Source organism: Atlantibacter hermannii (assembly GCF_009907385.1).
GTDB lineage: Bacteria > Pseudomonadota > Gammaproteobacteria > Enterobacterales > Enterobacteriaceae > Atlantibacter > Atlantibacter hermannii_A.
In genome coordinates this window covers 21,328-42,789 of record NZ_JAAATR010000061.1, presented here as the reverse complement: position 1 = coordinate 42,789, position 21,462 = coordinate 21,328, and the positions used below count along the sequence as shown (strand labels likewise).

The following is a 21,462-nucleotide window of genomic DNA, read 5'->3' as shown; positions in this document are numbered from 1 at the left end:
GAGTGGCGGGGGTTGACCTGGCTGACTTCACCGTGCCGAACGCGGCATTTAAGGATAAATCATGAAACGTCTCATCGGCATGGCCGCGTTCATTTTGCTGACGCTGATCCCCCCCGCAATAGCCGTTACCGCTCCAGCAATGACGCAATTTCTGCAACAGCAGGAAAAGCGGCTTAACGCCCGGATCGGTATGGCAGTGGTGAATGCGCAGGGCGAGCCTGTTTTCGGCTATCGGCAGGACGAACGCTTTCCGCTGACCAGCACCTTTAAACCCCTTGCCTGCGCCGCCCTGCTGGCGAGGTTGCAGAAAGACGGCGGATCGCTGGATCAGCAGGTCACTATCCAGCCCGACGAACTGCTGGACTATGCGCCGATCACCAAAAATTATCTGGCCCCGTCGACCCTCTCGTTGCGAATGCTGTGCGCGGCGGCGGTAAGCTACAGCGACAATACCGCGGGCAACCGGATCCTGACGTATCTTGGCGGGCCGGGGGCCATCACCTCGTTTATGCGTCGCCTCGGCGATAACGTCACGCGGCTGGATCGCACCGAGCCGGCGCTGAATGAAGCCACGCCTGGCGATGCGCGCGATACCTCCTCGCCAAAAAGCATGGCTTTGGGGCTGCAAAAAATGCTTACCTCAAACACCCTGACGCCGACGAACCGGGCAACGCTGGCTGGCTGGATGCGGGAAGATAAAGTGGGCGACGCGCTGCTACGCGCCACGCTGCCGCCAGGCTGGGCGATTGCTGATAAAACCGGCGCGGGCGGCCACGGTTCACGGGCCATTATTGCCGCCGTGTATCCACCGCAGCAGGCACCGTTTTATGTGGCGATTTATCTCACCCGCACGGAGGCGACAATGGAAATGGCGAATACGGCGATCGCGCAGATCGGCGAGCGGCTTTTTAAACCGATGCAGTAACCGTCATCAGGCCCCTTCCATCGCTCGTTGAATCGCCTCGCCAATCTGCTTCAGCGCATTGCGGTTGCGCTCGTTCGGCGGCAGCGCGCAGTTGATGCGCAGGCTGTTGCGATATTTCCCGGACGCCGAAAACAGCGAGCCCGCTGCAACCTGAATGTTCTGAAGCCTCAGTTGCTTGCTGACGGACACCATATCGACATTCTCAGGCAGCTCAAGCCACAGCAAAAAGCCGCCCTGCGGGCGCGTCACGCAGATCCCGCAGGGAAAGTATTGCCGCACCAGGCAGGTATAGGTTTCCATATTCTGTTGATAAATCTGACGCATACGCCGCACGTGCCGGTGGTAATGCCCGTCACGGATAAAGGCGGCGACCGCCATCTGGGTTGCCGGTACGCCAAAACTGCTGGCGGCGTATTTCATGTGCACCACCCTGTCGTAGTAACGCCCCGGCGCAATCCAGCCCACGCGCAGGCCCGGCGCGACGCTCTTGGTAATGGAGCTGCACAGTAATACGCGCCCGTCCACGTCATACGATTTAATGGTGGAAGGACGCGGGTAAGCCGCCGCCAGCTCGCCGTAAATATCGTCTTCAAAAATCACGATATCGTGGCGCTGGGCCAGCGACAGGATCTGCCGCTTACGGTTATCGGGCATGATAAAACCCAGCGGATTATTGCAGTTCGGCACCAGGATCACGCCCTTGATCGGCCACTGCTCAAGCGCCAGTTCAAGCGCTTCAATGCTGATGCCGGTTTGCGAGTCGGTTGGGATCTCAATAGCTTTAATATCGAAGCCGCGCAGCATCTGCATGGTGCCATGGTAGGACGGCGATTCGACGGCCACGATATCGCCAGCCTTGCACACTGACAGCAGCGCGATAGCCAGCGCGCCGTGACATCCACTGGTTACCACGATTTCATCCGGCGGGACCTGCGCCCCGCCATCCAGCATCAGACGGGCGATTTGCTCGCGCAGCTCCTGCCGCCCGGTCAGCATGTCATAGCTCAGCACCGCTTCCGGCTGATGCTGGGCCACCCGGCTGATTTCGCGCCACAGAGGTTTAAGTCCCGGCTGATTCAGATCCGGCGAGCCGCTGCCAAAGGGAACCACGTTTTTATCGCCGCGCGAGTCAAGCAGCGTCATGACCTCGTCCCACTGGGAAACGTCTACCGGGCGCTGGACCGGGCGCGTCATGGCAGGCACCGGTGGCTGCGCTTTACGTGGCGAGACAAAGTAGCCGGAGCGCGGCAGCGGCGTGATCAGCTGTAGGTTTTCCAACAGCCGGTAGGCCTGTTGTATGGTGCTGATGCTGACGCCATGCTCCTGGCTCAGCGTACGCACCGACGGTAAACGCTCGCCGCTGCGATACAGGCCTTGTTCAATGCGCTCAGCCAACAGATTAGCCAGATGTTGATAACGGGTCATGCTGTATCCCTGGGTTGTCTCATACAGATAAATAAACCGGTACAGTTTGCCGCCGAAAACGGCATTCAGATCCTGTTTTAACCAATCTGTATGTTAAATAAAAGTTGTTTTTGGCTCTGTATTGCCACAGGAAAATTGCATGATGATAAAGCCTCTGACCAGTGAGGAAAACATCATGGAATTCAATGAAAATCGTGCAAAACGTCCGTTCGTCGTGTTTATCTGGCTGTGGGAAGCGATAAAAAGCGGGTATCGCATTCACCGGACGCGCCGGATTTTGCAAAAGATGAGCGATGAGCAACTGAAGGATGTCGGGCTGACGCGTCATGATATTTAAGCGCGTCGAGAGTATGACCGGCTTCACGGCAGGTAATACTAAAGAAATCCCCCATCGCGCCGATCATAATCCGTGTGTATGATTTGCGCTGAACTGAACCACAACTAACCTTAACTCAACTTCTTAAGCGCCAAAGCGAAACGCATCATGAGCACACCGATCAAGCGGCTGGAAATCATTAAAAATGCCATCGAACTGGAAGATGATGACATCATCCAGAGCCAGCTGGCACGGCTGAAAAGCGAAGCGTTTGACGATGAGCTTCTGGGGATCGTCACCGCGCTGGAAAGCAAAAACTACACCTCTGCGATGGCGGCGATCGTCGCCTGGTTGCAAAGCCAGCGCGCGCTCGCCCAGTGGCGCGATCCGCAGGTGGCGGCCAGTAAGCTGGAACTGAAAGCGCTGGAGGAACGCCTGCGCGATCTGATCGATCGCCGCAACGCGCGGGTACAGCAGTTGGATGAGTTTAACGATCTCTATTTCTCACGCCTTGGGCCGCTGATGCAGCAGATCCTCTCGCTGCGTAAAACGCTGGCGGAACTGAACCTGCGCCGCCAGCAGGCGGAAGCGCGCCGTCGCGAAGAGGATTATCGCCGCTGCCAGCAGTATACGGCTCAGGCGGTGGAGGTGCTGGCGACGCTGACGCAACGCTGGCGCGATCTGCCTGCGGATTCCGTTCAGGCTGCCGATGCGCGTAAACAACTCCAGCAGCAGAGTAACCTGATCGCCAATCTGCTTGCCGAAGCGCTGGAGCTGGAAACGGGGTTAACCCGCGAAGAGGAGCCTGCCCGCCAGGCCCGGGACCAGGCAAATGAAGAGTTCGAAAAATACCGCGAACAGCATCACGATGTAGAGATTCGGTTACGCAAAGGCAAAGCGCTGTCGGAAGACGATCGCAACGAGTTAAAACGGCTGTGGCGACAGGCCAGCAAGCTTTGCCACCCGGATTTGGTGGCCGACGATCGCAAAGAAGAAGCCAACGCCATCATGGTCCAGCTTAATCAGGCGAAGCAGCGCGGCGACGTGAAAGCCATTCGCTCGCTGGTGGCCCGCCTGCAACACGGGTTCGAACCGCTGATGGCGAGCGACAGGCTTAACGATCTGGAACGCATTCGCAAACGAATCGCACAGGTGCGCGAGCAAATCGATACTCTGGTTAGCGAGCTGGCGGAACTGGAAAAAGAGGAATCCTGGCTGCTGGTCTCTTCACTGAGCAATATGGAAGCCTATTTTGCTCAGCAGGAAAAGGCCCTGCACAACGTGCGCGCCTCGCTGGAACATCAGGTTAGCGAAGCGCAAGTGGATGCGGCGGCGTAGATGATCCAGACGGAATACTCATCGGCATCCAGCCTGACAACCCTTACCCCTCTCCAGGTGTACCGGCTTTAGCTTCAGGCTTAGCGCGGCATAGCGGCATAGCGTTTAAAGGCATGTGTACAGGGATCCAGGATCGAACAGGAGCACAGAAACATTCCGTACCGGATCCCACGGATGGTACAGGCTACTATGGACTAAAAAGAATAAAAATACTTATAAATCAGAAGGTTTACGGACTAATACGGACGTTTGAGGAATTTAAAATGGTGCCGATAATAGGAGTCGAACCTACGACCTTCGCATTACGAATGCGCTGCTCTACCAACTGAGCTATATCGGCCCTGAGAGAAATGCCCACGGGCGCGGACACGGGGTAAAAGGTTAAGGAAATCTGGCAGGGCCGTCAATGGGCTTATGATTTAAGTGGTGAGTTTTACACCAGTTAACTCCGGCATCCCGCTCTGTTCCGCGGAATGCCGGATTAAGATTAGGAATTACGCCCCGGTCACCATCAGCACGTCATCGACAAAATTTTTGGCGCGCGGAATATCCGACTCGTCGACGTGTTCAATGATCAGCGGAATGTTCGGATGGTTTTTCGCCAGCAGCTCTACATACAGCAAATAGTTCAGCGCTCCTAACCCTGCTGCGGGCAGCTCCACCGACCCGGCGCCGCGAAAGCTGTTATGCTCCGCCGCGCCGTCGCCGAATTTCTCAATCACCACGTCGGTTTTCTTGCAGTCTTTGGCATGGGCGATTTTGATTTTGCTGTCCAGCACATTGAAGATGCTGTGCAGCGTTTCATCGATGGCATCGATATTTTTATCATCAAAATAGTTGGTCGGATCCAACGCCAGCCCCAGGCCGGGGTGATCGATATCGCGCATCAGGCGCGCCACCTGGCTGACCGAACCGATAATGTTATTCACGTAGTTTTCCACCAGGAACACCGCGCCGTGATCATACGCGAAAGCAGCCAGATCGCGGGCGATGGCTTTAAACTCCTGATACGCCTCTTCAGTGCTGTTTTTCGGATCGTACAGCCAGTCGCTATCAACGTTATAAGTGCCGGTTTCGCTGATCACATACGGCGTCCCGAAGTCCCGCGCGTGAGCAAGGATCTCCTTCACCGCCGCGATATTCTCGGCACGCTTCGTCGGATCCGGATGAACAAGATTGGTATACGCCGAGATGGCGACGATAGGCAGGTTGGCTTTGCGAAACGCGTCGCGTACCTGATGCGCTTTCTCTTTGGTGATATGTCCCCGGCTCAGATCAACATCGGTAAATTCGAGGTCAAGCTGCACGCAGCCCATCCCCGCCTGCTTAATCTTCGCGATGGTCTCTTCCAGGGTGTAGGGGTAGTAACCGGTAAAGATGCCGACGTTAATCATTTTGTATTCTCCTCAAGGATTTCATCGAGATAAACGGTTCGCTCTTCCTGAACAGAGGCATAACAGGCTTCGATGCAGGCCAGCGTGCCGAGATTGTCCTCGGCGCTGATTTCCGGTTCGACGCCGTGTTCCAGGGCGCACAGCAGGCTCGCCATGGTGCCGATAAACGCATCCGGGAACCACTGTCGCTCCCATTGCGGGGCGATCCAGCGATCGGGATAGTCGCGTGATGCCAGTTTGAGGGTGCTGCCGCAGTATTCCGGCGGACGGCGGTGCCAGCCAAAATCCCCTTCCGCCAGCCCATCGGTGCCCTCCACCCGCCAGTTGATATAGTTATTTTTAGCGCAGGGTTCCCCCGGCCAGGCCCAGACGTCGTCCAGGCTGGTGGCAATCAGGCCACTGGCGTACTGGAAGGTGTACTGGGTGATGCCATCGGTGTGTTCAAAAGCGGTACGCGGGTCAGTGCGGCAAACGGCGGTGACTTTAACCGGGTCGCCAAACAGGAAGCGGAAGGCGTCGATATGATGGATGGCCATGGCATACAGTTCGAGCTTTTTATAGTGTTGAAGGAACGGCTGCCAGTCGGGAATGGCGCGCATATCAATGCTGGCAATCACCGGCGTGCCGATCAGCTGGTTATCGAGAATGTACTTGAGCGCCCTGATCGACGGGTCGTAGCGCATATTGGAGTTCACCGCGATGGGGATACCGCTCTCTTTGCTGAGACGGACGATTTCGCGGCCCGCTTCCAGCGACATCGCCAGCGGTTTCTGGCACAGAATGGCCTTCACGTTTTTCGCCGGAGAATGTTTGCCGCAGATAAAACGCACAATCTCTAACTGAATATGCGGCGGTACGGCGATATCGATAATCTCGATTTGCGGATCGCACACCATCTCCTGCCAGTTAGCGTAGATTTTGGGGATACGGAATGCCCCGGCCAGCCGCTGGCTATGGCTGACGTCCAGCGAGGTGATCCCGTATGGCGTAAACCCCGCTTTCTGGTACGCCACCAGATGGCAATGCTCGACGATAAATCCCGCGCCAATAACACCGATTCTGTAGTCTGTTCTTTGCGGTAACGCTGGACGTGTCGCCTGCTCTAATAAGCGTTCTAACGAATCCATAATGCCCCCGTTATGAGTAATGAAATGACTACACGCGTTAGTTAAGCTGCGGGACGTAGTTCTCTTTAATCCGCTGACGGCGCGTCACGTAGGCGGGCAGCGGCTGAACGTTGGTGCCTTCGGCAAACCATGCGAACGGATCGGTACTGGCCACCAGCGCGAAGTTGGCCCACGGGTTAAACGAACCTGAGCGAATAATCACTTTGGCTTTGTAGGCGAGCTCATTGCACAGCACTTCATGGCTGGCTTCGCTGAAAACCGTTCCTGAGCCGGTAAAGATATCCTGCACCTGGCGGTACAAATCGCCATTGCAGTCGCGAACTTCGCGGGCAAATTTAATATCTTCGACAAACACTTCATGGCGCAGCACGCGCAGGATATCGGTTACGTCGGGAATGCCCGGCCAGAAACCAAGGTCGATGCGATTCGCGTGCGGCGGGATGGGGAACCCGGCGTCGGTCACCAGGATAATATCGGTATGACCGAGGGTGGACAGCGCCGCCGCGAGTTGAGGATGTAGGATACGTTCAGGTCTCATGGTTATCTCTCCGAATTGAGTTTTTATAATTAACAACCGAGAAATTGTTCGACTTCTTGACGCGTTTTGTAGGAAGGCACGGTTTCCCAATCGCAGCAGCACAATGCAGCGGTGGCATTGGCGAATAACGCCGCTTTTTCGACGGGCTGCCCTTCGCTGAGCGCGACCGCTAATCCCGCGTTGAAGCTGTCTCCCGCGCCGTTGCTGTCAACCACGTCCACGTTGCAGGACGGGATTTCCAGGGTATCGGTGCGGCTGAACACCGCGCTGCCCGCTTCGCCAAGCGTCATCACCACATAGCGGCAACCGGTCTCCAGCAGCAGATCGGCGATCTCGCGGTTGCTGCGCGCATCGTCGGGCGCCAGCCCCAGCGCCACGCGGGCTTCAGTTTCGTTAGGGGTCAGGTAATCGATATGGCTGAGGTTTACGCCGCGCAAATCCCTGGCCGGGGCGGGATTGAGAATGGTGATGTTGCCGAGCTGCTTAGCGAGACTCAGGCCGTAGAGCGCAGTCTCCAGCGGGATCTCCAGTTGCGCCAGCGCCACGCGGCTCTGTTCAATCAGCGCCTTTGCTTCGTCCACATGCGCCGGGCTGAACAGTTTATTCGCCCCCATATCCACCACAATCACATTACGGGCCTGATTATCTTTAATAATCAGGCCCGCGCCGGTGGGTAATTCCGGGGTTAAGGTCAACGCATCGATATTGACGCCTTCGTCGCGCATCAGGGTCACAAATTCATGGCCGAAGGTGTCGTCACCCACCACGCCGGCATAGGCCACGCTCGCCCCGAGCCGTGCCGCCTGCACCGCCATATCCGAGCCTTTGCCGCCCCAGGTCTGGCGAAAATCGGTGCCGATTAACGTCTCGCCCGCCATGGGAATACGATCTGCCGTCATGACCAGCGCTTTGGCATAACTGCCAAGGATAAAAATACTCATCAGTAATTCCCCTTTTCGACTGACAGTGGCACAACGCTGCGCCGCCGCAATGACGCTTGCGGCGGCAACACATTAATAGGCGTTGATATCCCCGGTCAGGCCTTTAACCAGTTCCGGCCCGGAGCTGGTGCCGACCAGTTCGGCCCCGGCTTCGAACATCGCTTTCATTTTTTCCAGGGTATTGACCTTACCTGATACTTTTACCCGGCACGGTAACTGAATATTGGCTTTGAGAAGCCGGACATCTTCTACTGTCGCTTCGCAGCCGCCCTTGCCCCAGCCGCTGGACTGTTTCACCCAATCAATACCGGCTTCAAAGGCATAGCGGGTGGCTTTGATTTTCAGCGCCTCTTCGGTGATGAAACCAAACTCCAGCATGGCTTTGACTTTCATCCCCAAATCATGGGCGACGTGGACCACGCTTTTCAGCTCGTTGAAATAGAGATCCTCCTGGCCGCCCAGCAGATAGCCAGGGTTCGGCGGGAAGTCGAACTCATCGGCGCCCTCTTTCGCCAGTTCGCGTACCACCGCGACTTTCATCGCCGTGGTGTCGTTGGCCATCGGGAAATTGACCGTGGTCGCTACCCGCACGCCGCTGCCTTTCAGCATTTCTTTAGCAAGGGAAACCCAGCAGGGGGCAATCATCGCGGCATCAAACTGATACTGCATGCAGGTTTCCAGATGTTTAATCACCCCTTCGCACGTCAAATCCGGGTTGACGTTGGTGTACTGAATCGCCCTGGCAATCTGGCGCGGATCGTTAAAATCAATCATGGACAGCTCCTGTCTGGTAAGTAAAAAGCCGGTAAGTGCGCAGTGAAGATGTCGTTACTTTAGGGGGGATGGTGGATGAACGTGATAGGCAGAATTCCCTGGAACATGGATGAAATTTTCATGTCAATGGAAATGTGAGGCAGGTCAAAAATCGCTCATCTTGAACTGCGTACTGAAGGGCTAAAAATGCCACCATGGCGGGCGAAACGGGCAGACAACAAACCAGGCCGCTATGTCAAAGCAAAAACAACGCACCCGGGCGATCGCCAACTGGTATCGGGGTTCTGACGAGTTCTCCACGCTGATGAACTACCGGATTTTGCGCGCCGGGCATATTGAGACCGCCGCGGATTTCCACGTCCATCGCCAGTCGGTGGTGGGCCACGAGCTGCTGTTTTGCCTGCACGGTGCGGGGTTTATTCGCATTGAAGACCGGCTTTATCCGGTGCGCGAGGGGCAGCTCGCCTGGCTGCCGGTACGCTGGCCGCATGAACATTACCCCGACAAACAGTCTCCCTGGGAGATCCTCTGGCTACGCATTGAGGGCTCAAAACTTAACAATATCATGCAGATAATGGATGTCCCTCAACGTCCGGTTTTCCAGTTTGAGCAGCCCGAAAAGATCGTTGAAATTTATCACCATATTTTTGACCAGATGAACAGCTATACCCTGGTGACCGATGCCCACTGCGATATGCTGTGCAGCCAGCTGATATTTACTCTGCTGGAAAACCGCAGCCACGATGCCGCGCAGTCGCAGGTGATCACCCATCGTGGACTGGGCAAATTGCTGTATCAGATCCACAGCCATTACAACGATGACTGGGATATCGAGAAATTTATGCATTACTGCCAGGTGAGTAAGTCGCAGCTGTTTCGCTTATTTCAGGCCACGTTTAACCAGAGCCCCCTGAAATGGCTGAAAAATTATCGGCTGTCTCAGGCGCGGCGAATGTTGGTGGAAACTCAGGAAAGCATCAGTCGAATTGCGGTTCAGGTGGGATATAACGATCCGCTGCATTTCTCGCGGGATTTTCATCGCGCCATTGGCCTGTCGCCCAGCGCGTTCCGCAAACAGGAACAGCTGGAAGGGGCGCAGCAAAAAAAGGGCGATGCCTGAGCATCACCCTTTTTCATCAGGCGCGAACGGTGTCGTCGCCGTAGCCGATCCACTTATAAGTGGTCAGCGCTTCCAGGCCCATCGGCCCGCGCGCGTGCAGTTTCTGAGTGCTGACCGCCACTTCTGCCCCAAGGCCAAACTGCCCGCCGTCGGTGAAGCGCGTCGAGGCGTTAACGTACACCGCTGAGGAATCCACCTCGTTGACGAAACGGTCAGCGTTGCGCAGGGTACGCGTCAGGATCGCGTCGGAATGCTGGGTGCCGTGCTCGCGAATATGGGCAATTGCGCCGTCGATGTCCGCCACCAGCCTGACGTTGATGTCCAGCGACAAAAACTCATCGTCATACTCTTCTGGCTTCACCGCCACCAGCTGCGCCGGGCCGTTTTTCAGCTGCTCAAACGCGTTGCTGTCCGCATGCAGCGTCACGCCGCTGGCGGCCATTTTCTCACTCAGCGCAGGCAGGAAACGGTCTGCGATCCCCTGATGAACCAGCAGCGTTTCCACCGTGTTGCAGGTGCTCGGCCGCTGGGTTTTGGCATTCACGATGACGTTCAGCGCCGCGTCGATTTCGGCACTTTCATCGACAAAAATATGGCAAACGCCGATCCCACCGGTGATCACCGGAATGGTGGACTGCTCGCGGCACAGCTTGTGGAGGCCTGCGCCGCCGCGCGGGATCAGCATGTCGATGTATTTATCCATGCGCAGCATTTCTGACACCAGCGCGCGATCCGGGCTTTCAATCGCCTGAACCGCGCCCGCCGGTAAGCCGCACTCTTCCAGCGCCTGCTGGATAACTTTTACCGTAGCGGCATTGGTGCGCCAGGTCTCTTTACCGCCGCGCAAAATCGCCGCGTTGCCGGTTTTCAGGCACAGCGATGCCACATCGACCGTGACGTTGGGGCGCGCTTCATAAATCACGCCGATCACGCCGAGCGGCACCCGGCGGCGCTCCAGACGCAGGCCGCTGTCGAGCACGCCGCCGTCGATCACCTGCCCGACCGGGTCGGCAAGGTTGCACACCTGACGCACATCGTTCGCGATGGCGTGCAGACGCTGGGGCGTCAGGGCCAGCCGGTCCTGCATCGCGTCGCTCAGGCCGTTGGTTTTGGCTTCGGCCAGATCCTGCTGGTTGGCGCTCAGGATCGCGTCGGACTGGGCTTCGAGATAGTCGGCGATTTTCTCCAGCACGCGGTTTTTCTCGCGGCTTGATAACAGCGCCAGCTGGTAAGAAGCCGCTTTCGCCGCTTTACCCATTTGTTCAAGCATTGCAGCTCCTTAGATGAGGATCAGGTCGTCGCGATGAACGGCGACCGGGCCATATTCATAACCGAGAATGGCATCGATTTGCTGGGAGTGATGCCCGGCGATGCGGCGCAGCGCATCGCTGTTGTAACGGCTGACGCCGTGGGCGATGTCACGTCCTTCCTGGTTGCGGATGCGGATCACCTCGCCGCGCGAGAAATTGCCGGTTACGGTTTTGATGCCTTTCGGCAGCAGAGAACTGCCGCGCGCCAGAATCGCCGTTTGCGCCCCTTCATCGACGCTGATTTCGCCTGCTGGCGGCGCGCCGAAAATCCAGCGCTTACGGTTTTCCAGCGGCGACTGTTGCGGATGGAAACGGGTGCCCACCGGCAGCCCTTCGATGACATCGCCTATCACGCCCGGCTTGCTGCCTGCGGCAATCACGGTTTCGATCCCGGCGCGTCCGGCGACATCGGCGGCTTGCAGTTTAGTGCCCATCCCGCCAGTACCCAGCCCGGATACGCTGTCGCCGGCAATGGCGCGCAATGCGTCATCAATGCCGTGGACATCGGCGATCAGCTCCGCCTGTGGATTGCTGCGCGGATCGGCGGTAAACAGTCCCTGCTGATCGGTCAGCAGCAGCAGTTTATCGGCCCCGGCCAGGATGGCAGCCAGCGCAGAAAGATTGTCGTTATCGCCAACCTTGATTTCCGCCGTAGCAACGGCGTCGTTTTCGTTAATAACCGGGACAATATTGTTATCCAACAGCGCGCGAAGGGTATCGCGCGCGTTGAGAAAACGCTCACGATCTTCCATATCGGCGCGAGTCAGCAGCATTTGCCCAACGTGGATCCCGTAGATGGAAAAAAGCTGCTCCCAGAGCTGGATCAGGCGGCTTTGCCCCACGGCGGCGAGAAGCTGTTTCGAAGCGATGGTCGCTGGCAGCTCCGGATAACCGAGGTGTTCACGCCCGGCGGCGATGGCGCCAGAGGTAACGATAACAATACGATGCCCTGCGGCATGCTGCCGGGCGCACTGGCGCACCAGTTCCACAATATGGGCGCGATTCAGGCGGCGCGAGCCGCCTGTTAAGACGCTGGTCCCCAGTTTTACGACCAGGGTCTGGCTATCACTCATGATTCTCTGCCGTATCAACAAAAATTAGTAAAAGAACAATCAGAAAGACGTTGTAACAGGAGTCAGGCAACTTGCCAACTCTGCCGTTTTAAATCCCCACACTCTGTGCGGCGTAAAGGGGAAATATTCCCTGGAATTCCGAAAATCACATTTTTAGAAACATCGTTTCATCCTTTTTTATAATTTTTCTCACTCTGTCACAGATCTTTCATACAGCCTCGTTATGATTCATCCCGATTTTCAATGGGCGGAAGTCCGAAACTTAGCGCGTATAAAAATATTGGGATTGAAAATGAAAAAAAGCACGTTGGCATTAGTGGTGATGGGCGTTGTAGCAGCATCAGCAGCGCAGGCAGCAGAAGTGTATAACAAGAACGGCAACAAACTGGACGTATACGGCCGCGTTAAAGCAATGCACTACATGAGTGATTACGCCGCGAAAGATGGTGATATGACTTATGTTCGTTTCGGCTTCAAAGGTGAAACACAAATCACCGACGCCATTACTGGCTTTGGCCGCTGGGAAGCGGAATTTGCGGGTAACAAAGAAGAAGGCGCGGCTAACGCACAGAAAACCCGTCTGGCTTTCGCCGGTATTAAATTCCAGGACTTCGGTTCTATCGACTACGGTCGTAACCTCGGCGCGCTGTACGACGTTGAAGCCTGGACCGATATGTTCCCGGAATTCGGCGGCGACTCTTCCGGCCAGACCGATAACTTCATGACCAAGCGTTCCAGCAGCCTGGCGACTTACCGCAACACCGATTTCTTCGGTCTGGTTGATGGTCTGAACACTACGCTGCAATATCAGGCTAAAAACGAAGGCCGTGCTGCTAACAAAGAGAACGGCGACGGTTTCGGTACAGCGGTAACCTATGACTTCGGCGGCAGCGCATTCAGCATCGGCGGCGCATATACCAACTCCGATCGCACCGATCTGCAGGAACAGCAACTGCGCGGCCAGGGTAAAAAAGCGGAAGCCTGGGCAACCGGTCTGAAATATGACGCTAACAACCTGTACCTGGCCACCATGTACTCTGAAACCCGCAACATGACCCCCATTTCTGGCGGCTTTGCGAACAAAGCCCAGAACTTCGAAGCGGTTGTACAGTACCAGTTCGACTTCGGCCTGCGTCCGTCTCTGGGCTATGTCCAGTCTGAAGGCAAAGACATTAACGGCATCGGCGACGTTGATTTAGTGAAATACATCGACGTGGGCGCGGTGTACTACTTCAACAAAAACATGTCCGCTTTTGTGGACTACAAAATTAACCAACTGGATGGCGACAATGCGCTCGGCATCAACAACGATGACATCGTTGCCGTTGGTGTGACTTACCAGTTCTAAGCAGTAAAACGGATGGCTACCAAACCCCCCGCGCAAGCGGGGGTTTTGCATTGTAAGGCGGGGAAATTAATCAGGCGGTAAGTTTGATATTCGCTTCGGCAAAATCATCTGCCGGCTCTAACTTAAGATCCATTGAGGCCAGCAATTCGCGCAGACGCTCGTGAAAATCACGCAGGGTTTGCTCCAGCTTTTCCGTCACCTCGCGATCTTTAATCGGCGTCGCTTTCCAGACGCCCTCTTCATCATAAAGACCAAAATGCCAGGTGTAGGTAAAGCGTTTCTCTTCCGCTTCCAGTTCCATCCACCATCCCCAGAACTCACGCTTTTCCGGCGCGGGTTTGACATTGACGCAAACTGCCAGGCAGTCAAAAAAGAAACGGTTGTCTTCACATTGCCCTTCCCGGATATAGGGGCCAAGGGCCGTGAACTTTTTAATCATCCTGCTCTTCGGGTGTCCACTCGGTAACGTCATTGCGATCTCCTTTGGTGAAGCAACTGTTTTACCAAATCAATGGAATTTAGCAATCTATTAACTAAATCGCTTGTTAATCCAGTCGGCAATTTCTTTTAACGCTTTATCAAAATTCCGATACACCGGATTAAAGGGGATTTCCAGTAATTTGCCATCCGAGGATGACGAGGTGATGAATCGCGACTCTTCAGGCGGGCTAAAGGGATCGTTTTTCCAGTAGCCTGACAGCATCGGCGTCGGGCAACGACGGCCCAGCAGCCCCTGGGTTTTCAGCGAATAGCGGTTAAGTTCGGTGCGCAACGCGCTATCCGCCGCATCGTACATGCCCAGCCGGCTGGCCAGCACGTCCATATACATTTCCGGCACTTTATTTTGCAGCGCCGCGTCGGTCAGCAGCTGATGGACTACAGGCCCCAGGCACGCCACGGCTCTCAGGCGCGGCGATTCGAGATAGGCCAGGCGCACCGCCACGTTGGCACCGAAGCGGAAGCCAAACAGCGCCACGCGGGTATGGTCAATCCAGGGGAGGTCCGGCAGAGATTTCAGCACGTACTGGTGTAGCAGGCTGGAATCCTGGGTAAGTTTCCATTTGGTGGAGAAGCCGACCGACGGCATATCGAGAGTCAACATGGCGATACCCAGCGGCGCGAAATATTTTTCGAACAGGGTGAAGTAATCACTTTGTAACGCGTCAAGGCCGCCGCACATCAGCACGACAGGAAATGGCCCGTCACCTTTCGGCTGATGTAAAAAACCGCTTACAGGGCTACCGCCAGGCACGTTGAATTCCAGTTCGCGAATATTGCACGACAGGCGTTGCGCGGCCTCTTCATAGGCGCGGTTCGCCAGCGCCTGGGCCTGTTCCGCCAGTTCGTCGCCTTTTAAATGCGGGTACGCCGCGATGCTGTACAGGTTAGAGGCTTTTAGCCAGTGACGGCCGGCGGTCGCCTCATCGTCCACCTGACCCGCCCGTTGCTGCCAGAGCATAGCCTGCTTTGACCATTCGTAAATCCAGTTGCCACCGCGATAGCCGATCACCGTATCGTACAGCGCCGGATCGGTGCGCTCGGCGTCGCTCATCACGATACGCGCCTGCACATCGAGGATTTCTCGCGGGTCAATGCCGCGCCATACCCACATCAGCCGGTTAATCATCCGGTACCAGTGGGGAACATTTTTACCATCGAGGGCGGACTGAATGGCGGGATGGCCGGTGTGATGCACCCGCCGGACGAGGGTTGACGTCTCCGGGTGTTTAAAGCGGGGTTTAAACAGGGTTTCGCTCAGATTTTTTGCCATGTCGTTCAGCCTCCATAACGCTCAATGGCCCTATTGTAGCGTGTCAGGGGCTAAAAAAAACAAACGCCCGGCAAGCGGGCGTTGATATCAGTCAGACAAAATGCGGTTTGGCATTAACGGCCAGACAATGGCGGTACAAACACCACGCCCATGTCCCAGGGTTGTTCAATCCAGGTATCCTGCGGGATATCGACCACATAGTCATCCACCAGGGGTTTACCGGCCGGTTTGGCGAAGATGGTCACGAAATGCGCTTTCGGGTACATCTCACGGATGGCAATCGCGGTGCCGCCAGTGTCAACCAGGTCGTCAATCACGATAAAGCCTTCGCCATCGCCCTCAGCGCGCTTCAGTACTTTCAGTTCGCGCTGGTTATCGTGGTCATAGCTGGAAATACAGACGGTATCGACATGGCGAATACCCATTTCACGAGCCAGCAGCCCGCCAGGAACCAAACCACCGCGGCTAACGGCGATAATGCCTTTCCATTGATCGGCTGGCAGCAAGCGGCTTGCCAGTTTGCGGGCGTGAATCTGCAACATGTCCCAGGTGACGATGTATTTTTCGCTCATGTGAAGTGTCCCGGCCTGTTTTTAACGGCTTAAAAGTATTCAGGGGAAAATAGGTTGCGCGAGATTATAGAGATCTGACGCGCTAAAAACCAGTGCTGTGCGGCATCCGCTGCGGTTTTTACGTGAGGCGGTCTACATGACGTAACAGAAAGTGGTATGCTCACGACATCACGCAAGCCTGGCTTGTGGTACATCGTAATCAGGTAAACCTGTGACCGGCAGCACCTTTTGCCGGGTCAACGTCAAGGAGACTTAACGTGTCTGAACTGTCTCAACTCTCCCCGCAGCCGCTGTGGGATATTTTTGCCAAAATCTGCTCCATCCCTCACCCGTCTTATCATGAAGAACAACTCGCCGAACACATTTTAAGCTGGGCCAGTGAGCAAGGACTGGAAGCGGAACGCGACAGCGTCGGTAACATTCTGATCCGCAAACCGGCAACCCCCGGTATGGAAAACCGTAAAACGGTAGTGTTGCAGGCGCACCTCGATATGGTGCCGCAGAAAAATAACGATACTGAACATGACTTCACCAAAGACCCGATCCAACCGTGGATCGATGGCGAATGGGTGAAAGCGCGCGGCACGACGCTGGGCGCGGATAACGGCATCGGCATGGCGTCCGCGCTGGCGGTGTTGGCGGATGATTCCGTGGCCCACGGCCCGCTGGAAGTGCTGCTGACCATGACCGAAGAAGCGGGCATGGACGGCGCGTTTGGTTTGCAGCCGGGCTGGTTAAAAGCCGACATTCTGATTAACACCGACTCTGAAGAAGAAGGTGAAATCTATATGGGCTGCGCGGGCGGTATCGACTTTATCACGACCCTGAAACTGGAGCGCGAAGCGATTCCGGCTGGTTTTGAAACCTTCCGGCTGACCCTGAAGGGCCTGAAGGGCGGTCACTCCGGCGGCGATATCCATTTAGGCCTGGGCAACGCCAACAAACTGCTGGCGCGCTTCCTGGCCGGTCACGCCAGAGAACTGGACCTGCGTCTGGTGGACTTTAACGGCGGCACTCTGCGTAACGCCATCCCGCGTGAAGCCTTCGCGACCGTTGCCGTTCCGGCAGACAACGCGGATGAGCTGAAAAACCTCGCCAGCCATTATCAGGCGATCCTGAAAAACGAACTGTCGGTCGTGGAAAAAAATCTGGTGGTGTTGCTGGACAGCGCAACCGCCGATAAAGCCGCCCTGACCGCGAAAAGCCGCGATGCGTTTATCAGCCTGCTGAACGCCACCCCGAACGGCGTGATCCGTAATTCCGACGTCGCGAAAGGCGTGGTGGAAACGTCCCTGAACGTCGGCGTGGTGACCATGGAGCAGGACAGCGCGCAGATTATCTGCCTGATCCGTTCGCTTATCGACAGCGGTAAAGATTACGTGGTCAGCATGCTGGAGTCGCTGGGCAGCCTCGTGGGTGCGCAAACCGAAGCCAAAGGCAGCTACCCCGGCTGGCAGCCGGACGCCAGTTCGCCGGTGATGGCGCTGGTGCGTGAAACCTACCAGAAGCTGTTCAACAAGACGCCGAACATCCAGGTGATCCACGCGGGGCTGGAATGCGGTCTGTTCAAGAAACCGTATCCGGAGATGGATATGGTGTCGATTGGGCCAACCATTACCGGGCCGCACTCCCCGGATGAGCAGGTTCATATCGAAAGCGTCGGTCAGTACTGGACGCTTCTCACAGAACTGCTGAAAGCCATTCCGGCTAAATAAGTTCAGATTAAGGGCAACGCGATGTTGCCCTTTTTTATTCGCTCAGCTCACGGTATTCGAGCAGCGTGAGCGCCTCGCCCAGCCACTTTTGCATCCGGTAATGGATAAATTCTTCGCCGCGCAGCGCCACGGTCTGTTTTGCTATGACTTTGAATCCGTGCCGCTCAAAGAAAGGCCGCGCCGTGATGCTGGCCTCGGTAAACAGCGTGGCGATGTTTTGCGCGCGGGCCTGGCTTTCCAGACGATTCAACAGCGCAGTGGCGGTTTTTTGCCGCTGGTAATCAGGATGCACAAACAATAAATCGAGGTGGCCGTCGCGCTCAAGGGTAATAAACCCGGCGAGTTCATCCTGATAACAGGCGACAAACGTCCAGGCGTGGGACAGGCGAACCATCCAGCGCTGTTCATCAATTTGCGCCCAGGCGCGGGTTTGCGCCTCGTTGTAATCTTTAGCCGCCACTTCGCCGACCGAACGGAGAAACACTTCCACCACGTCAGGGAAATCGCGTGGATGATAGCGACGAATAACAGGCGCGTCATTGACCATCACAGCCTCCTGTTTAAGCAAGATTCAAAGCCCCAGAACCAACTGACGCTCCAGCTGTGGGTCGAGTAAGGTGACATGCAGGCCCACCAGCCGAACGCCGCGCCCGGCGCGCCGCTCGTCCCAGGTTTTTCGCGCCGTGGCGAGCAAGTCTTCTTTATTCAGCCGCGGCCAGACGTGCTCCTGGGTGGTAAGCTGGAAATCATTAAACTTAAGCTTAACGCCCTGGCGGGCAATTAACAGGTCAGGTTTGACATTGGCAAGCCGCCGTTCAAGTTCCGGGTACAGGCGTTCGATAATTTCTTCACAATCAGACCAGGCGTGAATGTCCTCGGCCAGAGTGCGCTCCACACCGATGGATTTACGCTGCCGGTCGTTACTGACCTCCCGCTCATCAATACCCTGACTGCGTTCCCACAGCACTCGCCCGAATTTACCAAAACGCTTTAACAGTGACGCCAGATCGCATTTCTGCACGTCTTCACAGGTTACCAGCCCCAGCTGTTCCAGCTTGCCGGCGGTGACTTTCCCAACGCCGGGGATTTTCGACAGCGGCAGAGTTTTCAAAAACGCGGGCATCTCTTCCGGCGTGATCACGCACTGGCCGTTGGGTTTATTCAGATCCGAGGCGATTTTGGCCACAAACTTGACCGGGGCGATCCCTGCAGAGGCGGTAAGCTGAAGCTCATCAAAAATGGTCTGGCGGATTTCCCGCGCCATCAACGTTGCCGAACCGTGGCAGTGCGGGCTGTCGGTGACGTCCAGATAGGCTTCGTCCAGCGACAGCGGTTCAATCAGCGGCGTGTAGCGCAGGAAGATTTCGCGGATATGGTTAGAGGCTTCTTTATAGGCGTCGAAGCGGCCAGGCAACAGCGTGAGATGAGGGCAAAGTTTCAGGGCCATTCCCGTCGGCATGGCGCTGCGCACGCCGAATTTGCGCGCCGGATAGTTCGCCGTGCTGATGACCCCGCGCCGCTCCCGGCTGCCGCCGATGGCAATAGGGATATCGCGTAGCGCCGGGTTGTCGCGCATCTCCACGGCTGCAAAAAAGCAGTCCATATCGACATGAATAATTTTGCGCATAGCCCACCTCAGGAATAACACTGGATAAGTATACAGCCTGATTTGGCAAATTGAGAAGGGCCGGATAAGACATCGCCTCCAGAAAGGAGGCGATTCAGATTAGAGAATGCGGTTCTGGCGCTGGGCCGCCCGGGCCATGCGTTTTTTCCGCGCATCGCAGGGCTCGGGGCAATCGCACACCTTTTCCATTCCCAGCGCGGAGATCCCTCCGCAACTGCCCTGGAGGGTTTTGCGTTTGATCAGCACGCCGAGCGACATGCCGAAAATCACCAGCAGGAAGATGGCAAAGGTGGCGATAAAAAGGGTCAGCATCATTAACCTCCGAAATCATCCAGCAGGATGTTTTCATCCTCAACGCCGAGATTCTTCAGCATGGCGATCACCGCGGCGTTCATCATCGGCGGACCGCACATGTAGAACTCACAATCTTCCGGCGCCGGGTGGTCGCGCAGGTAGTTTTCATACAGCACATTATGGATAAATCCGGTATAGCCGGTCCAGTTGTCCTCCGGCAGCGGATCGGACAGTGCAATATGGAAGCTAAAGTTCGGGTTATCCCGCGCCAGTTGCTCAAACTCCTCCTGGTAGAACATTTCACGCATTGATCGCGCGCCGTACCAGAAGCTGATTTTGCGTTGGGTTTTCAGGCGTACCAGCTGGTCGAAAATGTGCGAGCGCATCGGCGCCATCCCTGCTCCGCCGCCGATAAACACCATTTCAGCGTCGGTCTCTTTCGCGAAGAACTCGCCGAACGGCCCGGATATGGTCACGCTATCCCCGGCCTTCAGCGACCAGATATAAGAGGACATAATCCCCGGCGGCGCATCGGGCACGCCCGGCGGCGGCGTGGCGATACGCACGTTCAACATGATGATGCCCTTTTCATCCGGGTAGTTCGCCATGGAATAGGCGCGCACGCAGGGTTCGGTCACGGTTGACTGGAAACGGAACAGATTGAATTTTTCCCAGTCGCTGCGATATTCCTGCGGCACGTCGAAATCGGCGTAATTCACCGTGTGCGGCGGGCATTCGATTTGAATGTAGCCGCCCGCGCGGAACGGCACATCTTCCCCTTCAGGAATGCGCAGTTTCAGCTCTTTGATAAAGGTGGCTTTGTTATCGTTTGAGATCACTTCGCACTGCCATTTCTTAATCCCAAAGATCTCTTCCGGCAGCTCGATTTTCATATCCTGGCGCACCGCCACCTGGCAGGCTAAACGGCAGCCCTCTTTGGCTTCACGTTTCGAGATATGCGCCCGCTCGGTGGGCAAAATGTCTCCGCCGCCGGATTTCACCGTCACGCGGCACTGGCCGCAGGAACCGCCGCCGCCGCAGGCGGATGAAACGAAAATCCCCTGGTTCGATAAGGTGTTAAGCAGCTTGTCCCCCGCTGGCGCGCGGAACTGTTTATCGGTGTCGTCGTTGATTTCAATCACCACATCGCTGGCGTTAACCAGCAGCGATTTGGCGAACAAAATCAGCACCGAAAGCACCAGAACAATCAGCGTGAACATCCCCACGCCAAGTAATATTTCTGTCATAGCAATCCCTTAAAGCTGCACACCGGAGAAGGACATAAAGCCCAGCGCCATCAGGCCGGTGGTGATAAAGGTAATCCCCAGGCCGCGCAGACCCGCTGGCACATTAGCGTATTTCAGCTTTTCACGGATCCCCGCCATGGCGACAATCGCCAGCATCCAGCCGATGCCGGAGCCAAAGCCGTAAACGATGGATTCGCTGAAGTTATAATCACGCTGCACCATAAACGAGACGCCGCCGAAGATGGCGCAGTTCACCGCGATCAGCGGCAGGAAGATGCCCAGCGCGTTATACAGCGACGGGAAGTACTTATCGAGGATCATCTCCAGGATCTGCACCAGCGCGGCAATCACGCCGATAAAGGTGATGAAGTTGAGGAAGCTCAGGTCAACGCCGTCCACCAGCGCGCCATCGCGCAGCACCAGGTTGAACACCAGATTATTCACCGGGACGGAGATACCCAGCACCACGGTGACCGCCACGCCGAGGCCAAACGCCGTCGAGACCTTTTTCGACACCGCCAGAAAGGTACACATCCCCAGGAAGAAGGCCAGCGCCATGTTTTCGACAAACACCGCGCGCACAAACAGGCTTATGTAATGCGCCATG

Annotated in this window: 22 protein-coding genes and 1 tRNA gene; 6 read left to right on the top strand and 17 right to left on the bottom strand. The window is 56.2% G+C overall.

Annotation, left to right across the window (positions count from 1 at the left end):
* The first annotated feature begins 61 nt into the window (after nucleotides 1–61).
* A complete protein-coding gene (gene bla, locus GV764_RS15950) occupies nucleotides 62–925 on the top strand; it encodes a class A beta-lactamase (RefSeq protein WP_161660979.1) in 864 nt (287 codons plus the stop codon).
* A gap of 6 nt (nucleotides 926–931) precedes the next feature.
* Here bla and GV764_RS15945 read toward each other — a convergent pair whose 3' ends face one another.
* Nucleotides 932–2,350, bottom strand: coding sequence for an aminotransferase-like domain-containing protein (locus tag GV764_RS15945; protein ID WP_161660978.1), 1,419 nt, complete (start codon nucleotides 2,348–2,350; stop codon nucleotides 932–934).
* A gap of 175 nt (nucleotides 2,351–2,525) precedes the next feature.
* Between GV764_RS15945 and GV764_RS15940 the strand changes: the two genes are divergently transcribed.
* Together GV764_RS15940 and GV764_RS15935 are read left to right on the top strand one after the other, a co-directional pair.
* Nucleotides 2,526–2,687: a DUF1127 domain-containing protein gene (locus GV764_RS15940; RefSeq protein WP_161661013.1), complete on the top strand. Its 162-nt coding sequence runs from the start codon at nucleotides 2,526–2,528 to the stop codon at nucleotides 2,685–2,687.
* Nucleotides 2,688–2,834: 147 nt separating this feature from the next.
* Complete coding sequence (locus GV764_RS15935) at nucleotides 2,835–4,004, top strand: coiled-coil domain-containing protein (RefSeq protein WP_161660977.1); 1,170 nt, start codon at nucleotides 2,835–2,837, stop codon at nucleotides 4,002–4,004.
* A 264-nt stretch (nucleotides 4,005–4,268) separates the two neighbouring features.
* On the opposite strand, the gene GV764_RS15930 is transcribed toward GV764_RS15935, so the two are convergent.
* The 6 genes from GV764_RS15930 to deoC form a co-directional block, all read right to left on the bottom strand.
* Nucleotides 4,269–4,344, bottom strand: a tRNA-Thr gene (locus tag GV764_RS15930).
* A gap of 154 nt (nucleotides 4,345–4,498) precedes the next feature.
* Complete coding sequence (locus GV764_RS15925; RefSeq protein ID WP_161660976.1) at nucleotides 4,499–5,398, bottom strand: sugar phosphate isomerase/epimerase family protein; 900 nt, start codon at nucleotides 5,396–5,398, stop codon at nucleotides 4,499–4,501.
* Nucleotides 5,395–6,525 (bottom strand): Gfo/Idh/MocA family protein, encoded by a 1,131-nt coding sequence (locus tag GV764_RS15920; protein WP_161660975.1) that lies wholly within the window; start codon nucleotides 6,523–6,525, stop codon nucleotides 5,395–5,397. The genes GV764_RS15925 and GV764_RS15920 overlap by 4 nt, the downstream gene beginning before the upstream one ends.
* Before the next feature lie 37 nt (nucleotides 6,526–6,562).
* Nucleotides 6,563–7,063: a D-ribose pyranase gene (rbsD, locus tag GV764_RS15915; protein ID WP_161660974.1), complete on the bottom strand. Its 501-nt coding sequence runs from the start codon at nucleotides 7,061–7,063 to the stop codon at nucleotides 6,563–6,565.
* A 29-nt stretch (nucleotides 7,064–7,092) separates the two neighbouring features.
* Nucleotides 7,093–8,004, bottom strand: a complete 912-nt coding sequence (locus tag GV764_RS15910) for a ribokinase (protein WP_201743229.1) — start codon at nucleotides 8,002–8,004, stop codon at nucleotides 7,093–7,095.
* 72 nt (nucleotides 8,005–8,076) lie between these two features.
* Complete coding sequence (deoC, locus tag GV764_RS15905; protein ID WP_161660973.1) at nucleotides 8,077–8,778, bottom strand: deoxyribose-phosphate aldolase; 702 nt, start codon at nucleotides 8,776–8,778, stop codon at nucleotides 8,077–8,079.
* Nucleotides 8,779–9,010: 232 nt separating this feature from the next.
* On the opposite strand from deoC, the gene GV764_RS15900 reads away from it, so the two are divergent.
* Nucleotides 9,011–9,898, top strand: coding sequence for an AraC family transcriptional regulator (locus GV764_RS15900; RefSeq protein ID WP_161660972.1), 888 nt, complete (start codon nucleotides 9,011–9,013; stop codon nucleotides 9,896–9,898).
* Between the two features lie 16 nt (nucleotides 9,899–9,914).
* On the opposite strand, the gene proA is transcribed toward GV764_RS15900, so the two are convergent.
* Complete coding sequence (gene proA, locus GV764_RS15895) at nucleotides 9,915–11,168, bottom strand: glutamate-5-semialdehyde dehydrogenase (RefSeq protein ID WP_161660971.1); 1,254 nt, start codon at nucleotides 11,166–11,168, stop codon at nucleotides 9,915–9,917.
* Nucleotides 11,169–11,177: 9 nt separating this feature from the next.
* Nucleotides 11,178–12,281 carry a glutamate 5-kinase gene (proB, locus tag GV764_RS15890; protein ID WP_161660970.1) on the bottom strand — a complete coding sequence of 368 codons (1,104 nt, stop codon included), beginning with the start codon at nucleotides 12,279–12,281 and terminating at the stop codon, nucleotides 11,178–11,180.
* Between the two features lie 292 nt (nucleotides 12,282–12,573).
* Here proB and phoE point away from each other — a divergent pair, with 292 nt between their 5' ends.
* Nucleotides 12,574–13,629 (top strand): phosphoporin PhoE, encoded by a 1,056-nt coding sequence (gene phoE / locus GV764_RS15885; protein WP_161660969.1) that lies wholly within the window; start codon nucleotides 12,574–12,576, stop codon nucleotides 13,627–13,629.
* Between the two features lie 70 nt (nucleotides 13,630–13,699).
* On the opposite strand, the gene crl is transcribed toward phoE, so the two are convergent.
* The 3 genes from crl to gpt all read right to left on the bottom strand — a co-directional run bounded on the left by crl (nucleotide 13,700) and on the right by gpt (nucleotide 15,972).
* Entirely contained in the window at nucleotides 13,700–14,101 is a 402-nt protein-coding gene (crl, locus tag GV764_RS15880) for a sigma factor-binding protein Crl (protein ID WP_161660968.1), read from the bottom strand.
* Nucleotides 14,102–14,158: 57 nt separating this feature from the next.
* A complete protein-coding gene (gene frsA / locus GV764_RS15875; RefSeq protein WP_161660967.1) occupies nucleotides 14,159–15,400 on the bottom strand; it encodes an esterase FrsA in 1,242 nt (413 codons plus the stop codon).
* A 113-nt stretch (nucleotides 15,401–15,513) separates the two neighbouring features.
* Entirely contained in the window at nucleotides 15,514–15,972 is a 459-nt protein-coding gene (gene gpt, locus GV764_RS15870) for a xanthine phosphoribosyltransferase (protein ID WP_161660966.1), read from the bottom strand.
* 257 nt (nucleotides 15,973–16,229) lie between these two features.
* Here gpt and pepD point away from each other — a divergent pair, with 257 nt between their 5' ends.
* Nucleotides 16,230–17,687 (top strand): cytosol nonspecific dipeptidase, encoded by a 1,458-nt coding sequence (gene pepD, locus GV764_RS15865; protein WP_161660965.1) that lies wholly within the window; start codon nucleotides 16,230–16,232, stop codon nucleotides 17,685–17,687.
* A gap of 34 nt (nucleotides 17,688–17,721) precedes the next feature.
* Here the strand turns inward: pepD and GV764_RS15860 are convergent, their stop codons facing one another.
* From GV764_RS15860 to nqrE, 5 genes are all read right to left on the bottom strand, one after another.
* Nucleotides 17,722–18,234 carry a GNAT family N-acetyltransferase gene (locus tag GV764_RS15860; protein WP_161660964.1) on the bottom strand — a complete coding sequence of 171 codons (513 nt, stop codon included), beginning with the start codon at nucleotides 18,232–18,234 and terminating at the stop codon, nucleotides 17,722–17,724.
* Nucleotides 18,235–18,258: 24 nt separating this feature from the next.
* Nucleotides 18,259–19,314, bottom strand: coding sequence for a DNA polymerase IV (dinB, locus tag GV764_RS15855; RefSeq protein WP_161660963.1), 1,056 nt, complete (start codon nucleotides 19,312–19,314; stop codon nucleotides 18,259–18,261).
* A gap of 99 nt (nucleotides 19,315–19,413) precedes the next feature.
* On the bottom strand, nucleotides 19,414–19,626 hold the full coding sequence (gene nqrM, locus GV764_RS15850; protein WP_161661011.1) for a (Na+)-NQR maturation NqrM: 213 nt from the start codon (nucleotides 19,624–19,626) through the stop codon (nucleotides 19,414–19,416).
* Nucleotides 19,627–19,628: 2 nt separating this feature from the next.
* Nucleotides 19,629–20,855 carry an NADH:ubiquinone reductase (Na(+)-transporting) subunit F gene (gene nqrF / locus GV764_RS15845; RefSeq protein WP_161660962.1) on the bottom strand — a complete coding sequence of 409 codons (1,227 nt, stop codon included), beginning with the start codon at nucleotides 20,853–20,855 and terminating at the stop codon, nucleotides 19,629–19,631.
* A gap of 9 nt (nucleotides 20,856–20,864) precedes the next feature.
* The gene (gene nqrE / locus GV764_RS15840; protein WP_125295130.1) at nucleotides 20,865–21,461 is read right to left on the bottom strand and encodes an NADH:ubiquinone reductase (Na(+)-transporting) subunit E; all 597 of its coding nucleotides are present in this window, start codon (nucleotides 21,459–21,461) and stop codon (nucleotides 20,865–20,867) included.
* Nucleotide 21,462 lies beyond the last annotated feature (1 nt).

What these genes read in the sequence shown, in the direction of transcription:
- bla (WP_161660979.1), top strand. Translation starts at nt 62, where the DNA reads ATGAAACGTCTCATCGGCATGGCCGCGTTCATTTTGCTGACGCTGATC.
- GV764_RS15945 (WP_161660978.1), bottom strand. Translation starts at nt 2,350, where the DNA reads ATGACCCGTTATCAACATCTGGCTAATCTGTTGGCTGAGCGCATTGAA.
- GV764_RS15940 (WP_161661013.1), top strand. Translation starts at nt 2,526, where the DNA reads ATGGAATTCAATGAAAATCGTGCAAAACGTCCGTTCGTCGTGTTTATC.
- GV764_RS15935 (WP_161660977.1), top strand. Translation starts at nt 2,835, where the DNA reads ATGAGCACACCGATCAAGCGGCTGGAAATCATTAAAAATGCCATCGAA.
- GV764_RS15925 (WP_161660976.1), bottom strand. Translation starts at nt 5,398, where the DNA reads ATGATTAACGTCGGCATCTTTACCGGTTACTACCCCTACACCCTGGAA.
- GV764_RS15920 (WP_161660975.1), bottom strand. Translation starts at nt 6,525, where the DNA reads ATGGATTCGTTAGAACGCTTATTAGAGCAGGCGACACGTCCAGCGTTA.
- rbsD (WP_161660974.1), bottom strand. Translation starts at nt 7,063, where the DNA reads ATGAGACCTGAACGTATCCTACATCCTCAACTCGCGGCGGCGCTGTCC.
- GV764_RS15910 (WP_201743229.1), bottom strand. Translation starts at nt 8,004, where the DNA reads ATGAGTATTTTTATCCTTGGCAGTTATGCCAAAGCGCTGGTCATGACG.
- deoC (WP_161660973.1), bottom strand. Translation starts at nt 8,778, where the DNA reads ATGATTGATTTTAACGATCCGCGCCAGATTGCCAGGGCGATTCAGTAC.
- GV764_RS15900 (WP_161660972.1), top strand. Translation starts at nt 9,011, where the DNA reads ATGTCAAAGCAAAAACAACGCACCCGGGCGATCGCCAACTGGTATCGG.
- proA (WP_161660971.1), bottom strand. Translation starts at nt 11,168, where the DNA reads ATGCTTGAACAAATGGGTAAAGCGGCGAAAGCGGCTTCTTACCAGCTG.
- proB (WP_161660970.1), bottom strand. Translation starts at nt 12,281, where the DNA reads ATGAGTGATAGCCAGACCCTGGTCGTAAAACTGGGGACCAGCGTCTTA.
- phoE (WP_161660969.1), top strand. Translation starts at nt 12,574, where the DNA reads ATGAAAAAAAGCACGTTGGCATTAGTGGTGATGGGCGTTGTAGCAGCA.
- crl (WP_161660968.1), bottom strand. Translation starts at nt 14,101, where the DNA reads ATGACGTTACCGAGTGGACACCCGAAGAGCAGGATGATTAAAAAGTTC.
- frsA (WP_161660967.1), bottom strand. Translation starts at nt 15,400, where the DNA reads ATGGCAAAAAATCTGAGCGAAACCCTGTTTAAACCCCGCTTTAAACAC.
- gpt (WP_161660966.1), bottom strand. Translation starts at nt 15,972, where the DNA reads ATGAGCGAAAAATACATCGTCACCTGGGACATGTTGCAGATTCACGCC.
- GV764_RS15860 (WP_161660964.1), bottom strand. Translation starts at nt 18,234, where the DNA reads ATGGTCAATGACGCGCCTGTTATTCGTCGCTATCATCCACGCGATTTC.
- dinB (WP_161660963.1), bottom strand. Translation starts at nt 19,314, where the DNA reads ATGCGCAAAATTATTCATGTCGATATGGACTGCTTTTTTGCAGCCGTG.
- nqrM (WP_161661011.1), bottom strand. Translation starts at nt 19,626, where the DNA reads ATGCTGACCCTTTTTATCGCCACCTTTGCCATCTTCCTGCTGGTGATT.
- nqrF (WP_161660962.1), bottom strand. Translation starts at nt 20,855, where the DNA reads ATGACAGAAATATTACTTGGCGTGGGGATGTTCACGCTGATTGTTCTG.
- nqrE (WP_125295130.1), bottom strand. Translation starts at nt 21,461, where the DNA reads ATGGCGCATTACATAAGCCTGTTTGTGCGCGCGGTGTTTGTCGAAAAC.